This is a genomic window from Rheinheimera sp. (assembly GCF_037442345.1).
Classification (GTDB): Bacteria; Pseudomonadota; Gammaproteobacteria; order Enterobacterales; family Alteromonadaceae; genus Pararheinheimera.
On sequence record NZ_JBBIQL010000005.1, the window covers coordinates 60753 to 76063 of the forward strand.

Sequence of the window (15311 nt, forward strand, 5' to 3'; positions counted from 1 at the left end):
AAAGGCGTTTTCTGTTCTGAACCTTTGGGTCAGTGCAGCAGAAACTCCGAGAGCAGCTGGCTGGCTGACTGGATATTGCTTAAACCGTCGTAATGGCCATTGCTGATGCCATCTTTCGCGCCAATTTCCTGATAGCGGCTGCCGGGCAGTTGCTGTTGACTGGCTTGGGCCATGGCCGGGGTCAGCAGTAAATCGCCACTGGCCGGTAACCACAAGGTGTTGGCTTTCACCTGTTTTAATGCCTGTGGCCAGTGGTCGCCCATACCGGCGCGCCAGAGCTGGGAGGCCCGCACCAGATACAGCAGTGAGTTGGCATCCATCTGCGCGGAGCGGGCTTTGGCGGCTGTGAGCAACTGGCTAAAAGCCGGCAGCTCCGCCTTAATGCTGTGGTGAATAGCGCTGTCCAGTGCCGGCGCCGGGTAACTTTGGTTAAAACCTTGTGGGTGCAGTGCGTCCTGAATCACATAAGCCAGCGCCCGCGCCAGTCCTGCTGGTTGTTGGTTCAGTGGGTAATTGCCCTGCTGCCAGGATGGGTCCTGTTTTATCGGCTGAGCCCAGCGTTCCAGCCGCACTGCGCTGTAGCTGTCGATATAGGCACTGCCTATCACCGGCACCAAACGCTGCACCCGCTCTGGGTATCGCACCGCCCATTCAATGGCCTGGAAGGAGCCCATAGAGGGGCCAATCACTGCATGCAACTTGCGGATCCCAAGCTTGTCCAGCAAGGCACGTTGCACCTCAACAAAGTCGGTAATGGTGACCACAGGAAAACTCAGGCCGTATGGCTGGTTGGTGGCTGGGTTGATGCTGGCCGGGCCCGTGGTGATCACGTCGGGTGAAAAGGCGTTGAGGTTGGCCAAGGAATCGACACTCAGCACATAAAATTTATTGGTATCAATGGCTTTGCCCGGCCCGATAATGGCGTCCCAATAACCGGGCGCCGCGTCTGTGCTGCGGTATTTACCGGCGGCATGCGAGCTGCCGGAAAAATAATGGGTGATCAGAATGGCATTGGATTTATCGGCATTGAGTGTGCCGTAAGCTTCCCAACCCACCTTCACCTGCTTGAGCTGCACTCCGCTTTGGGTGCTGAATTCGGCTAAATCAAACTGTTGTTTTTGCACCAGCGGCAGTTCGGCCGCTGTCGCCAAAACACTTAAACCAGTACAGAACAACGCCACCAGCCACTTCATTACAACCCCCACTGGAATAACAGAATGGCCAGTATAGTGCCCAGCAGCGGCACCACAACAGTCACAGCTGCCACAGGCCAATAGGCGTTCTGGTGCGATTCACCACAAATGGCCCGAATGGTGGTGACCACATAGCCGTTATGTGGCAGTGAATCTAAAGCGCCGGAGGAAATAGCCACCACCCGGTGCAATTGTTCGGGGTCGACACCCCGCTCCAGATAGACAGGGGCAATTTCTGGCAGGGCTATGGCCTGGCCACCCGACGCTGAGCCGGTCAGGCCCGCAATGGCGCTGACCGCCACAGCGGCGCCTATCAGCTCCGGGCCCGGCAGGTGTGTCATGGTTTGCACCACAGCGGCAAAAGCCGGCGTCAGTTTAGCGACAGAACCAAAACCCACGACTGCGGCGGTATTGCCAATGGCCAGCAGCGCACCTGTGGCCCCCTGATCTAAGGCCGCCCCCAGGTTTTTCAGAAACTGACGGTTCAGCAGGTACAAGCTCAGCACACCGCCTGTCAATGCCACAATCAAAGCGGCCTGTTGCATACTGTCGTGCAACAAATAAGACAACAGCAGCACCACCAACAGCGGCAATACCCCAAATACCGGGTGGGGCAGGGTTTTGTCGTCCACCACTGGGTCGGCAACGCGGCTGTCAAATTGTTCGCCTTTGGCCTGGGCAGTGCGGATCAGTTTCATCAGCCAGCTGTAGCCCAACACGGCCATCAGCAGCGCCACCACCAGACTGACTTCCCAGCCGGCATAAGGGGTGGTTTTTAAATACTGAATAGGGATCCAGTTTTGGATTTCCGGTGAACCGGCTGAGGTCATGGTAAAGGTCACTGACCCCAGGCCCAATGCGGCCGGAATAAAACGTCTTGGCAAGTTGGCGTCTTTAAATAAACTGACGGCCATAGGGTAAACTGAAAAGGCCACCACAAAGACACTGACACCACCGTAAGTCAGCACGGCACAAGACAACACCACCGCCAGTACGGCCCGCTGTTTGCCCAGTTTGCGTACTATGGCCAAAGCCACGGCGTCGGCCGCACCGGAATGCTCCATCAGCTTGCCGAACAAGGCACCCAATAAAAACATTAAAAACCAGCTGGAGACAAAGCCGGAGAAACCGGCCATATAGCCCTGCACAAAATTAGCCGGGTTGTCGGCCAGCCAGAAGGGGACACCGTTCAGCACCGCCACCAGCAAGGCGCATAAAGGCGCCAGAATAAACAGGTTGACCCCACGCATGGTTAACCAGATCAGCAGCAGTAAACCCAGTACTAAACCGAACAGACTCAACATAAAACGGCCCTTGTTGTGTTTTGCTTTAGTCTGGGGCAAGGCTGCAGGCCCCACCATAGTACTAAGGTACAGACAGGTGCGGGTTTTTTGCTATAAACCTTTAATATTCATTGGTTTATCTGTAGTCTTTGCCCGGCATAGTACTAAGGTACAGCTTAACTTTCCGCCAACACCGCCTAGAGTGGAGTGGAAAATCAGCAGGAGAAGGCATATGGCCAATAACTACAAAAATAGCATGACAAGGTTTCAGTTCAGCACGCTGGCATTGCTGGTAGGCTCAGCATTCATGACAGCTCCGGTGTGGGCGGAAGAGCAAGCGGCAGAACAGGTAAAAGACGATGAAGTGGCGCTGGAAGTGATTCAGGTGACGGCCCGTAAAACGGCAGAAAACCTGCAAAATGTGCCGGTAGCCGTGACCTCTATTGGTGCGGCTGACATTGCCGAACGTGGCCTGAGCAGCGTGATAGAAGTAGCGCAGTATTCGCCCAATACCACACTGCAGCAGAGCCGCGGTACCAACTCCACCCTGACCGCTTTTATTCGTGGTGTGGGCCAGGAAGATCCGCTTTGGGGTTACGAGCCAGGTGTGGGTATTTATATTGATGACGTCTATGTAGCCCGGCCTCAGGGGGCTGTGCTGGACATTCTGAATATTGAACGTATTGAAGTACTACGTGGCCCGCAGGGCACCCTGTACGGCAAAAACACCATAGGTGGTGCGGTCAAATATGTGACCAAACCCATGTCGGGAGACACTGAATTTGATGCTAACTTTGCCGTGGGCAGCTACAACCAGCGTGACGGTAAACTGACTGGCCAGATCCCGCTGGTGGACAACAAACTGTACCTGGGTTTTGGTTATGCCAACTTACAACGTGACGGCTATGGTGAGTACCTGACGTCCGCCCTGCCAGGACAAGACGGCGAAAACTACAACAAAGACTTGCAGGCCTTTCGTGCCACGCTGGAATTCCGCCCGTCTGACAATTGGTTTATGCGGCTGAATTATGACAAAACCAATGACAAGTCCAACTCCAAGGGCGGCTATCGTTTGCTGCCAAGTTTACTGACAGACGCACCTGTGCCTGACAGTGTGTACGATTCTTACACCAGCCTGCCGACCTGGAACAAAGTAGAAACTGAAGGCGTCAGCCTGACAGTGGATTGGAACATCAATGACGAGTTTACGTTTAAATCAGTGACGTCTCAGCGTGAAAACTATTCACCGACCAATATTGATTTTGACAACACCTCGGTGATTATTTTTGACGTGCCCGCCATTTATGACGACGAGCAGTTCACTCAGGAATTCCAGCTGAATTACAACAGCGACAACCTGACGCTGGTGTCTGGCCTGTACTACTACACGGCGGATTCCTGTGGTGTGTTCGACGCTATTTTAGGGGTACTGGGCACCTCATTGGGAGCGCCGGGGTTAACCCGTGAAGTAGGCGGCTGCAGCAACAGCGACAGCATTGCCGCCTATAGCCAGGGCTCGTACAAACTGAATGAGCAATGGTCTGTGACCGCAGGCTTGCGTTACACCAAAGACGATAAAGAAGCGCTGGTGCGTAATGGCCTGATTTTCGCCAATGTGTATCCGGAATCGGGCTGGGTGCCAGGTTATGTGCGGCCTGACGGCCTCACCACACCCGTAGTGCTGGACGACGAAGAAAGCTGGTCCAAAGTGACGCCCAAACTGGGCGTGGAATACCAGCACAGCGACGACACCATGTTTTTCGCCAGCTACAGCCAGGGCTTTAAGTCAGGCACCTTTAACCCGCGGGCCACCACAGCGGAACCTGCGGCAGACCCGGAAGATGTGGATTCATTTGAACTGGGCGTGAAGACCGACTGGAGCCGCACCCTGCGCGTGAATGCCACTTTATTTATGCTGGACCATAAGGACCGTCAGTACATTTCGGTGATCCCAGACCCAACGGATGCCTCTGTGCTGAACCAGCGTTTAGGCAACGTCGGCCGTTCTGAAGCCACAGGCGCCGAACTGGAACTGACCTGGGCTGCAGCCAAAGGGCTGGATATTTATGCCAACCTGGGCCTGATTGACGCCAGCTTCGAAGAAGCCATCAGCTACACCCCGGCTGGCGATCCTATCGATATTTCCGACCGGTTCTCGGTGACCAACACACCAGAAACCACCGCCAATATAGGTTTTACTTACACCAGCGAAACCAGCTTTGGTGACATGGTCTGGACCGGCAGTTATGGCTACCGCAGCAAGTATTCACTGACAGAGCTGGACAACCTGCTGGTGCAGGACGGCTACGGCATGCTGAATATGGGCGTCACCTGGTACAGCCAGGACGGCCACTGGACTGTCGGCCTGCATGGCAAAAACCTGACCGACGAAGAATACCTGGTGGGCAACTACGCCTTTGTGACGCCGGATGCCACGCAGCCAAGCGGCTACCGCCCTGGTTTGGGTGGCGACAATACGTTGATTGGTTATTACGGTGCACCCCGCACCGTCACCCTGAACGTCGGCTACCGCTTCTAAACCTCTGCCTTCCCTGGTTTAAACCCGGCCACCCGCCGGGTTTTTTTATATCTAAGTAAAGAAAATTCTTAGAAGTAAGAATGGTATGATTCTGGGTAACTTGAACTAGAGGTTACAGTTATGTTGACGTAAGTATGTGTAATTGGTATCTGCAATTAATCTAGAGGAAGCTCTAGTTGTCCAAGCGATGTATTTGTGAGTATTTTAACGGGAGGTGCTTTCACTTTTTTTGCAGATTTTTTTCCTTTTTTCACTGCTGGTTTTGACAAATCCTGTTCCGCAGAAATAGTAGACCTTGTGACTGAATTTAACAGGTATATTCCATCATCAAATCCCCCAATTCTCCTTTTTTTAGCTTTTTGGGCTGCTTTTATCTCTTGTAGTTTAATATCTTCCAATCGACATAAGCTTGATATTACTTCGAATAGATCCGCAATTTCGTTTATTCGCTCTTGCCGGTTTGCTGCGCCGGCAACTTCTTGCGATTCTTCCAGAATTTTTTCTTCTAAGAGTTCAATTAATGTGTCCCCATCAACTTTCTTATATTCAGGGCGTTCTCCATCATTTTCTATAATGCTTGGTATTTTATCGCGAACAAGTTTTTTGTATTCAGATTTCTCTACCGTTGGTGAAAAAGGTTCCATGCAGGACACTTTTGCGCCAAACTTTCGGAGCTGATAAAATGCATGTTGAAGTATTGATCCGTAGAATAAGATAGGTTTATTGAACTCTATAGATAGCTCTGAGACTTCTTCAAGAAACCTATTGCATCTAATGTTGCTTTCATGTGGTTTTAGTAAAATTGAATGGTGTTCTGAAGTGGTTGAAAATAATTTTCTTGCATTTTCTATGTCGAAGCTGTCTTTGATTATTAATGTATTTTTGCTGTAAATGCTCTCATTGTTGTCAGTTTGAAAAGATTCGATAGACCGTTCCTCAAAGTACCATGGAATGTTCTTTGGATGAGGGCTAAATTCCGAAGTTTGTACGAACCACATTACCTGTACCGCTTTATTTAGGTATTTTGCTAGCTGTAAAGTATGAGATGCTATTTCTTTACAATTCGACGGGCTAATCGACGCACGCCAGTCATATGGTTCTGATATTCTGGCGGGGCACCATTTTCCATCCATAGACGAACCTAACATAAACTCCTTATGCCGCTTCTTTTCTCTGATGATTTCATTTTTCTTGGCGTTTAGTTCATATGAGTCATGAGAATAATACTGCAAACCATCAGGGAGGCCCCATATTGAGTCAACTCGAACTCTCGGATTGTCTGGTGTTGCGTAAACAAAGGCTGATGAAAGGCTGGGAATGTAGTTATGAATTATAAAGCAATGATTTTCAATTCTTGGATCCAAAGCAGTAAGTATGCTCTCACATTTATCAATGAAATCCATAGCATCGCTTGCTGAGAAAATTGAATCACTTCTAGGGAGGTTTTGTCTTTTTCCCTGTCCATTGTCTACGCAACTTAAATCACATCTAATTACGATTGGTCCCTTAGTTATAATTTCTTCTAGATCTGAGTAGATTGTTGTTCTTGCGTTGTAATCATTTTTAAAATCTATATTACCGTTTAATATCCATAAATTGGTCGTTGCTAATCCAGCTTGGTTAAATATTATTTGGTTTTCTAGTTTTTTAAATTTGTGAATTTTGAAATTTTTCAGATTAGATATTATTTTTGTTTGTAAATTATCTGTTTCGTTATTCTTCTCTTCTGATTCAATGAACGAGTGCGGATTCACACCTTTACTGACGGTGTCTTTATCGGCTTGCACTACCCATACCTTATGCCCATCCCAAACCCATTCATAATGAACCCTAGCTCCATTGTAGTGGATTGTAGCTAAAATGGCGGGGTAGTGCAGAGCTTCTTTAACTTGTTTTAATGAATTGGCAATAAGCTCTGATGGGATGGCAATTCTATCTATTTCATACCTATTTTTAAATATCTTGAATCGCTCATTTTCTTTTTTATGATCGTTAAGTATCTTTTCGTAATCTATAAGCCAATCACGAGATTTTTCACTAACTCTTCTCTCATTTGACAAGTGGCCGCAAGCTATTCCATTTATTTCTTGTTGTATTATTAGTGATATCTTGTTGAGGTTTCCATTGTTGATTGAGTCAAAAATTATGTATGCGCATGTGTGCGATATATCATTTATGTTGGGGTCTGATGATATTGACTTATATTGGCCTCTTTCTTCTAAGGTCTCATTTTCTGCACTTGATCTTACTATAATTTTGTTGCATTTCTCTATGAATTTACTTATTGAATCATGAGAGTTAAATGTGCTTTTTATGGAGTCGTGAATTGATTCGTATAATGAATCACAACTTTTACCAGATGCATTATTGTAGATTGAGCTTTTCAAAATATAAAATTCTGGAATCCAGTCCGTAACTTGCTCTAACAGTAAAAAACCACATGCTTTTTCACCTATATGGTTATGTTCTCCAAGGGAGAATAATTCATTCTTTGATAGTATGTGGTTTTTTGATGTCATTTTTGTTTATCTTGATTTGTTCCGAATAGAGTATCTGCTATTTCCTTAAATTTTGACATTGCGGAGTCAGAGAAGTAACCTACAAGAAACCCGATTGAAAAGGCGGAGGTTCCATTTCGAATTGCATCAGCGTTAAAAGCGCTTAACAGTCCTGAAGTCATCATTACATACATTGTTAGAGCAAAGAAGCCTGAGATCCAAGGTGTGAAATAACGCCATAATGATCTATCTAAATGCCATTTTTTCCTAGCAACCGAATGATACAACCATTTCATTGTGAAGAGTGACCCTCCTATCATCCCTGAGAAAAATGCAAATATATAATTGCTTGCTATTCTATAAGTAACTACATTATCAAGTAAAATATGTAAAATTATCCAATTTAAGGCTAGCGCTAATACGCACAGTACCAAGATCGATGCGACGTAGTAACTTTCAAATTTTATGTGTTTCCAAGCGCAATCACAATAAATACTCTTCCAGTCTCCAGGCGCTCTGTCATCCATTTGGTTTGGATCTTTTCTTGATTCACTCGAGGCTTTATCATTCATTATCGTAAGCCAAAATGGTTTTATTGTATGATTCCAAAGTCATATATAGTTTTCTCTATGTTTTCTAGGAATAGGTGTTTTTTGTAATCATACAAATCTGGCATGTTTATTCTGGTGGCAATTATTTTCCTAAATAACTGGGACACGTTCGGGATTGTTTTTGAGTGATAGAGATTTCTACTTCCAAATACTGTAAAGAACCAGTATGGATGATTGCCTTCGTTCTTCTTTGATTTCAGAAATTCACTTATCGAATAACTCTCTAATTTGAATCTATCCCCGTATTCACACCTTATAACCGCATCTTCAAAATCAAATGGGACTGGTACTATGTGGATATGTGCGTGATCTACGCCGCAGCCTATTTTACAATTGGGTATATTTGGTCCGTGTTCGAAGATAACTACGCCTTTGCCATAAATAGTATGCGCAAATTCGGCTCGTTTCTGGATTAGTGCTTCCAGTTCAAAAATTTCTTGCTCAGTCAAAAGGCTTGAATTCAGTACGTGTTTTTTAGGTACAACCAACTGCCAGCCAGGTAATAGAGCACCTTTGGTAGGATACACTGAATACGAGTCAGTTTCGTCAAGCACCTGGTCCCAAGGATTGTTGGAACTTTTTAATGACAGATCGCAAAATATACACCCAAGTTCTGCGTTCATCGAATATCTAATCTCTCTAATGACGACCCTAATATGAGGTTACATGATCAACCTATTATTGATTTTGTAAAGCTTTTTATGCTTTAGGTCGGATGCACCTCATTGAAGGTTAATGTATCTATTCTCTTGGTTCAAATACTAGTTATGCTCTCGGGCCGATGCCTAAGCTGACTACAATTATGCTCTGTAGAGGAGGAACTATTTACATAGTCACTTGATACGATTGTACTAAGGCATTGTCCACCCTCTGCGTGAATGGTTAACTGGTTGCGATATTCAAGCTGCAGCGGGTCTTGCGCGCTGTGGTACCACAACTGCAACGTCAGCTTGTTGTTGGCGGACCAAAGGGGCTGATGGCCGCCAAAGTCTGAATCCGATAAATCCAGTTGCAGCTCAGCTGTACCATCGCCGAGTTTATAGAGCTTGATGATATTGCGGTCGAAGGTGTCGGACAGGCGGCTGTCCTGCAGTTCCAGCAGATGCTGTTGATCGGGCGACAGGTATAAAGTGCCGGTAAAGGTGTAACTCTTCCCGGTTTTGCGGTCCAGCAGCAGGTGTTGCCACCACTCCCAGCCGCCGGCAAAGACGATGCAATACCGCTCGTCTTCTGTACAGCCATCAAAGCCGTAATACCTGAACTGCTCACCATCGACCTGATTGTGCTGAAACTGAAAAGGCTGCCCGGTTTGGGTGGTTATGCTTAGCCCTGCGGAGGTGATTGTCACCAGTTGCTTAAATTTTTCCTGCAGTAAGGGGCGTTGTTGCTCAGGGCAGGTCCAGCTTTGTTCTGCGACTTCGGCGCTGGAGCCTGGTAATGGGGTCGGGCAAAGCTGGGTTAAATAGCTGCTGCTGTTAGCCAGGCTATGCTGTGCCAGGCCCGCACTGATTAAAAGCAGGCCACAGGTCAGTGGTTTCATCCTTGAGTTCCATCTGTGTCAGATGTTGTGTTTTGTATTTAAACACAAGGCCCCAAAAAAAAGCTATTTCTACTACTTTGGTACAGTCCGTTGCGGGGTGCGGTTTTGTGATGGCTGGTGTATGGTGGCACTGTTGCTGTTGTCTGGGAGCTGGAAAGAACACCATGAGTCAAATTGCCATTATTGCGGATGATCATCCGTTGTTCCGGGTGGCGCTGGTGCAGGCGCTGCAGCAAATTCTCGGGCCTGATGTGCAGTTGGTACAGGCCAATAGCATGGCGCAGCTGTGGCAATTGCTGGCGCAGCACCCAACCACCGCGCTGGTGTTTCTGGATTTAAAGCTGCCAGACGCCGAAGGCTTTGCCGGGTTAACGGCACTGCGCACCGAATACCCCGACATTAATGTGTTGATGGTGTCTGCCATTGAAGATCCGGCCGTGATCAAACAGTCGCTGCAGCTGGGGGCTTTGGCCTACATCCCTAAATCGGCGCCGCTGGATATTCTGGGCGAGGCCGTCAGTGCGGTGCTGGCCGGTGACAGTTGGGTGCCGCAGGAGCTGATTGACGAGGTGAACCAGGCGCAGGACCTGATCGATCAGGAGTTCGCCCGCCGGCTGGAGCAACTGACGCCACAGCAATTCAGGGTATTGAAAATGATTGCCGACGGCCTGCTGAATAAACAGATCGCCTTTGAAATGCAGGTGCAGGAAACCACGGTGAAGCAGCATGTGTCGGCTATTTTGCGCAAACTGAATGTGAATAACCGCACTCTGGCTGGCATTTTATTTGAGAAGTTAAAGCTGCCTGAGCACTTCTGAAGGAAAAAGGCCCAGCCAGACGGCTGGGCCAAAGCGGTGTAGCACACCACGCTAGGAACTAAAAATTTTCACTCTGCTTCTGCACTTCGGGAAACAGTCCGCCAGTTAACAGCACAGTGGCTGCCTGGGTAGTTTGCTGCAGCACTCTGGCTTTGGATCGGTGTCCTTCACCGCACCCTGCTTGGATTCTGCCAGGTAAAAAGAAGGTCGTCGGTCGCTATAACCATGAAACTCAGCCAGTTGTGCAAAAACTTTAAACAAGTACTGCCACTTCATAGTAACCTCCGTTTGCTTTATTGCTGAGCACAGTCTAGTCAGGCGGCTGGTGAATGATTAGCCAGTTTAATTGCGACAAATTGTTTCCTTAAAGAAACAATTATGCTGCACTAAAACAGGTAAAATGCGGTCTTTATGGCAGGAGGACGCAGTGTCTTTATTACAACGTTTAAGTGATATGGCGGTGTTTGCCCGGGTGGTGGAGTGTCGCAGTTTTACTCAGGCCGGGCTGGCGCTGGATATGTCCAAAGGCGCGGTCAGTAAAGCCATCAGCCGGCTGGAGCAACACCTGAAAGTACGGCTGTTGCAGCGTTCCACCCGTCAGCTCAGTCTGACCGCCGAAGGGCAGGCCTTTTTTGCCTATTGCCAGCAGGTGGTGCAACAGGCCGATCAGGCGGAGCATCATTTGTCGGAACTGCGCGACGAACCTTCGGGGCTGATCCGGCTGTCGGCCCCCGTCACGTTTGGCACTATGGTGCTGGCCCCCTTATTTGCCGGTTTACACCGCCAGTACCCTATGTTGCAGATTGAACTGGATCTGGATGACAACCTGGTGGATTTAATTGGTGAACAGTTCGATTTGGCCGTGCGGTTTGGCAAACTGGCCGACTCCAGCCTGATTGCCCGTGCCTTGCCGGGCCTGCCGATAGTGCTGGTGGCGTCCCCCGGTTATCTGCAGCAGCATGGAACCCCAGCGCACCCGAATGAGCTGGTGCAACACAGTTGCCTGACCTTTGGCTCTGTGGCGGAGCGGACCTGGCGTTTTGAGCAGCAAGGCAGTGCCATTGATGTGCTGGTGGACGGGCCCTTGCGCTGCAACAGCAACAGGGCGATGTTGCATGCGGCACTGGCGGATTTAGGCATTTTATTTGTCAGCCGTTATCAGGTGGAGCAGGAGCTGGCCTGTGGCGCTTTGGTGGAATTGTTGCCTGACTTTATGCCCAAACCTGTGCCCTTTCACCTGGTGTACCCACACCGTCAGCATATGAAAGCCGGTTTAAAGGTGGTGATCCAGTATTTATTGCATCAGTTAAATCCTGAGTTATCTGCTGTCAGGGCCATGTAACTGAAATCAGGTTAATAAGCGCTGAAACAGCCGTTTCAGCGCGGCTTCTTTTAAGGGTTTGAGCATAAAGTGAAAGCCGGCGTTCAGTACCGCAGCACGAATGTCCGGGTTTGGGTCGGCGGAATTGACCACCACATGGGCCTGAATACCAAAGTGTTGTTGCAACTGGGTGGCCACATCCACTCCGGTGGCGCCCTGGTCTAAGTGATAGTCAAACAGCAATAAATCGGGAGTAAAACCCGCCTGCACTGCCGCCAGCGCCTGAGCCGGGCCAGACACGGCCTGCACCTCTATTTGCCAGCTGTGCAGCAGCTCTTTGACCGCCTGCAATAACACCGGCTCGTTGTCGAGCAGCAGCACTTTTTTCTGGTGGAAAAAGGCTTTGGCGCTGACGGCTGTTTGCAGCTGCTTTTTCTGTTGCACCCGACACAGCGGCAGGTCCAGATAAAATACGGTGCCGCGGCCTTCCACCGAATAAAAACCCAGGGAATGCCCCAGCAACTGACTGATCTTCTGACTGATGGCCAGGCCAATACCCAGGCCTTTCTGATCCGCCTGTTTACCCTGACGGAATTCTTCAAAAATTCGTTGCTGTTCGTCGGCGGCTATGCCCACCCCTGTGTCGGCCACCAGCAGCCGTAACTGGCCCTGATGGCGCTTCACGCCCAACACTACTTTGCCGTTTTGGGTATAACGGATGGCATTACTGAGCAGGTTCTGCACCAGGCGTTTCAGCAATTTTTTGTCGCTGCAGGTGCCGAGTTTCGTGGCCTGGTAATGGAAACTCAGGCCTTTGGCCTGCGCCAGTAAAGCCGCTTCACGGGCGCTGTGTTCCAACAGCTCGGCCAGCGCAAAGGGTTCGGGTTGTGCATGGATCACTCCGGCATCCAGTTTAGTCAGTTCCAGAATACCGGACAGCAGCTCTTCGGCACTGTTGAGCGACAGGTTCAGGTCTTGCGCCAGCTGTTTGACGTCGGCCTGGTGACTGCGTTCGCGGATCAGGCCACAGAACAGCGCCGCCGCGTTAAAGGGTTGCATTAAGTCATGGCTGGCGGCGGCAAAGAAGCGGGTTTTGGCCGCTGTGCTGGCTTCCAGTTGCTGTTTGGCCTGCTCCAGTTGCTGGTTCAGTAGTTCCAGCTCGGCGGTACGCAACTGCACCCGTTGCTCCAGCGTGTCGTTGGACACCTCCAGAGCGCGCTGTGCTTCGATAAAGGAGCTGACGTCGCTGTAAGTGGTGACAAAACCACCGCCAGGCAACGGGTTGCCCTGCATTTCAAAGACCCGGCCGTCCTGCTGCTGGCGCTGGAATTTGTAGCTGGAGCCCTGGCGCAGATAAGCCAGCCGTTTTTGCACTTCAGTGCAGATTTCTTTTTCGGTCAGGCTCTGTCCGGCGCGGCCCTGCTGCAGGTTAAAACGCAACAAGTCTTCCACCGGGCGGCCCACTTCCACCAGGCCTGCCGGGTAGTCGAACAGCTGCAGGTAACGCTGGTTCCAGGCAATAATACGCAGGTCGGCGTCCACCACACTGATGCCCATGCTGATATTGTCGATGGTGGCATGCAGCAGCGCCTGGTTAAACTGAAACACCTGGCTGGCTTCGTCGACAAAACGCGCGACGGTGTCGATGGGCAGCTGTGCATGTTTGCTGCTGGCCTGCAGCAACAAACGCATGGACGCGCCACCGACCACGGCGGCCAGGCTGCGTTCCACGGCCTGCATCAGGGCCGGGTTGGCGCTTTGGTCAAAATTCTGTTCGCTCAGGTGGTAACGCTGCAGCAGCCGTCGGCTTTCTTTTTCACCGGCAAAGCGGCGCACCAGTAAAAAGGCATCCTGCACCGACAAATTGTGGGGCTGGGGGTCGGTGCTTTTATCAGGCGTCCGGCGTAAAAAACGTTGGCTTTCCAGCCACTCGCCCAAACGGGTGCTGCTGAAATGGCTGACCAACAACAGAATCAGGGTGTTGATGGAGAGGCTCAGCACCACCCCTAAACTTAAAGGGTCGAGCTGATTGCCAGAGAGTGAATTGGGCGCCAGCGCACTGATGCCAAAAGGCCCGCTGTTCAGCCAGCTGCTGGAGATAAAACCAGCCCGCGCCAGTTCAGGCCACAGCAGCAGATAGGCCCAAATGACAAAACCGCTGACCAGGCCCGCCACCGCTCCTTGTTTATTCACCCTTTGGCTGAACAGGCCGATAATCAGCGCCGGTGCCAGCTGGGCTATCAGTGCAAACGCCATCAGTCCCAGCCCGGCCAAACCGGCACCTGAACCAATCCAGCGGTAATACAGATACCCCAGCAGCAGTACCGCCAGCATGGACCAGCGGCGCAAGGTCACTACTTTAATGCGCTGCTTGCCCTGCAGTTCTGCGCTTTGTGCGCGGTAGATCAGCGGTGTCAGTAAGTCGTTGGTGATCATAATGCCCAGCACCACAGTGGCCACTATCACCATGCTGGTGCCTGCGCTGAAGCCACCCAGATAAGCCAGCAGCGCCATGTCGGTGCGGTTGGCCGCCAGCGGCAGCTGCAGCACCACCAAATCAATATTGCTTTGCGGGCCGAGCAGCATAATGCCGGCCAGCGCCAGCGGCAGGGTAAACAGGCTCATCAGCAGCAAATAGCCCGGGAACACCCAGCGGGCATGGTGCAGCTGGCTCAGTTGCTGGTTCTCGACAAAGCTGACGTGAAACTGGCGCGGCAGGCACAAAGTGGCCAAAAAGCCCAGCAACACATGCAGCCAATAGACATAGGCAGGTTGTGCCTGCTGCTGAAACTCTTGCACAGCCTGGTGTTGCGCCGCCTGGCTGAAGATATCGCCGAAGCCGTCGAATAAACCAAAACAGACAAAAAAACCAATGCTCAGCAGTGCCAGCAGTTTCACCAGAGATTCAAAGGCAATAGCCGCCATCAGGCCTGGGTTGGGCTGATGCGCTTTGGCGCTTTTGCCGGAAAACAGCAGCGCAAAAACCGCCAGCCAGAGCGTGACATACAGGCCGGTGTCGCGGTACCAGTCGCTGGACGGCTGAATGACCACCAGCGCCTGAATACTGGTGCTGATGGCCTGCAGTTGCAGCGAGATGTATGGAATGATGGCCACCAGTACGATCAGGGTGGTCAGTATCGCCAACAAGCGGGAATGGCCGTAACGGGTAGAGATAAAGTCGGCCACCGAGGTAATTTTGTAGCGGCGGCAGGCAATGGCAATGCGGGCTATCAGGCCAAAACCAAACCAGAACAGCAACAAGGAACCGATGTACGTGGGGGGGATCCACCAGCCATTGTTGGCCGCCTGGGCCGTAACGCCATAAAAAGCCCAGGAGGTGCAGTAAATGGACAAGGCAAAACTGAAGATCCAGGGCGACAGTTTATGGTGGCGGCTGATACGCCGTCCCAGACTGCCAACCCCCAGCAGCACCAACAAATACAGCAGGGAAATGGCCGCAATGGTCCCCAGTCCAATACTGCTGCTGGCGATATTCATCAGAGGCGCA

At 50.4% G+C, this 15311-nt stretch carries 10 protein-coding genes; 3 read left to right on the top strand and 7 right to left on the bottom strand.

The genetic code is table 11. The features are described from left to right. Positions 1-29: 29 nt before the first annotated feature. Together WKJ04_RS04045 and WKJ04_RS04050 are read right to left on the bottom strand one after the other, a co-directional pair. Positions 30-1193, bottom strand: a complete 1164-nt coding sequence (locus WKJ04_RS04045) for a homoserine O-acetyltransferase (protein ID WP_337879224.1) — start codon at positions 1191-1193, stop codon at positions 30-32. Beyond that, positions 1193-2497 (bottom strand): GntP family permease, encoded by a 1305-nt coding sequence (locus WKJ04_RS04050; RefSeq protein WP_337879225.1) that lies wholly within the window; start codon positions 2495-2497, stop codon positions 1193-1195. The genes WKJ04_RS04045 and WKJ04_RS04050 overlap by 1 nt, the downstream gene beginning before the upstream one ends. 211 nt (positions 2498-2708) lie before the next feature. Here WKJ04_RS04050 and WKJ04_RS04055 point away from each other — a divergent pair, with 211 nt between their 5' ends. Continuing rightward, a complete protein-coding gene (locus WKJ04_RS04055; protein ID WP_337879226.1) occupies positions 2709-5015 on the top strand; it encodes a TonB-dependent receptor in 2307 nt (768 codons plus the stop codon). Positions 5016-5170: 155 nt separating this feature from the next. On the opposite strand, the gene WKJ04_RS04060 is transcribed toward WKJ04_RS04055, so the two are convergent. The 4 genes from WKJ04_RS04060 to WKJ04_RS04075 all read right to left on the bottom strand — a co-directional run bounded on the left by WKJ04_RS04060 (position 5171) and on the right by WKJ04_RS04075 (position 9664). Next, a complete protein-coding gene (locus WKJ04_RS04060; RefSeq protein ID WP_337879227.1) occupies positions 5171-7534 on the bottom strand; it encodes a nucleoside triphosphate pyrophosphohydrolase in 2364 nt (787 codons plus the stop codon). After that, positions 7531-8085, bottom strand: a complete 555-nt coding sequence (locus tag WKJ04_RS04065) for a hypothetical protein (RefSeq protein WP_337879228.1) — start codon at positions 8083-8085, stop codon at positions 7531-7533. The genes WKJ04_RS04060 and WKJ04_RS04065 overlap by 4 nt, the downstream gene beginning before the upstream one ends. A 20-nt stretch (positions 8086-8105) precedes the next feature. Continuing rightward, a complete protein-coding gene (locus tag WKJ04_RS04070) occupies positions 8106-8747 on the bottom strand; it encodes an HIT domain-containing protein (protein WP_337879229.1) in 642 nt (213 codons plus the stop codon). Between the two features lie 131 nt (positions 8748-8878). Continuing rightward, entirely contained in the window at positions 8879-9664 is a 786-nt protein-coding gene (locus WKJ04_RS04075; RefSeq protein ID WP_337879230.1) for a hypothetical protein, read from the bottom strand. A 164-nt stretch (positions 9665-9828) separates the two neighbouring features. Here WKJ04_RS04075 and WKJ04_RS04080 point away from each other — a divergent pair, with 164 nt between their 5' ends. Then, positions 9829-10482, top strand: a complete 654-nt coding sequence (locus tag WKJ04_RS04080; RefSeq protein ID WP_337879231.1) for a response regulator transcription factor — start codon at positions 9829-9831, stop codon at positions 10480-10482. Between the two features lie 427 nt (positions 10483-10909). After that, positions 10910-11824, top strand: a complete 915-nt coding sequence (locus tag WKJ04_RS04085) for a LysR family transcriptional regulator (protein WP_337879232.1) — start codon at positions 10910-10912, stop codon at positions 11822-11824. Positions 11825-11830: 6 nt separating this feature from the next. Here the strand turns inward: WKJ04_RS04085 and WKJ04_RS04090 are convergent, their stop codons facing one another. Next, positions 11831-15301 carry a PAS domain-containing hybrid sensor histidine kinase/response regulator gene (locus WKJ04_RS04090; RefSeq protein ID WP_337879233.1) on the bottom strand — a complete coding sequence of 1157 codons (3471 nt, stop codon included), beginning with the start codon at positions 15299-15301 and terminating at the stop codon, positions 11831-11833. Positions 15302-15311 lie beyond the last annotated feature (10 nt).

Coding starts and splice junctions, on each gene's coding strand:
- WKJ04_RS04045 (WP_337879224.1), bottom strand. CDS start 1,193: ATGAAGTGGCTGGTGGCGTTGTTCTGTACTGGTTTAAGTGTTTTGGCG.
- WKJ04_RS04050 (WP_337879225.1), bottom strand. CDS start 2,497: ATGTTGAGTCTGTTCGGTTTAGTACTGGGTTTACTGCTGCTGATCTGG.
- WKJ04_RS04055 (WP_337879226.1), top strand. CDS start 2,709: ATGGCCAATAACTACAAAAATAGCATGACAAGGTTTCAGTTCAGCACG.
- WKJ04_RS04060 (WP_337879227.1), bottom strand. CDS start 7,534: ATGACATCAAAAAACCACATACTATCAAAGAATGAATTATTCTCCCTT.
- WKJ04_RS04065 (WP_337879228.1), bottom strand. CDS start 8,085: ATGAATGATAAAGCCTCGAGTGAATCAAGAAAAGATCCAAACCAAATG.
- WKJ04_RS04070 (WP_337879229.1), bottom strand. CDS start 8,747: ATGAACGCAGAACTTGGGTGTATATTTTGCGATCTGTCATTAAAAAGT.
- WKJ04_RS04075 (WP_337879230.1), bottom strand. CDS start 9,664: ATGAAACCACTGACCTGTGGCCTGCTTTTAATCAGTGCGGGCCTGGCA.
- WKJ04_RS04080 (WP_337879231.1), top strand. CDS start 9,829: ATGAGTCAAATTGCCATTATTGCGGATGATCATCCGTTGTTCCGGGTG.
- WKJ04_RS04090 (WP_337879233.1), bottom strand. CDS start 15,301: ATGAATATCGCCAGCAGCAGTATTGGACTGGGGACCATTGCGGCCATT.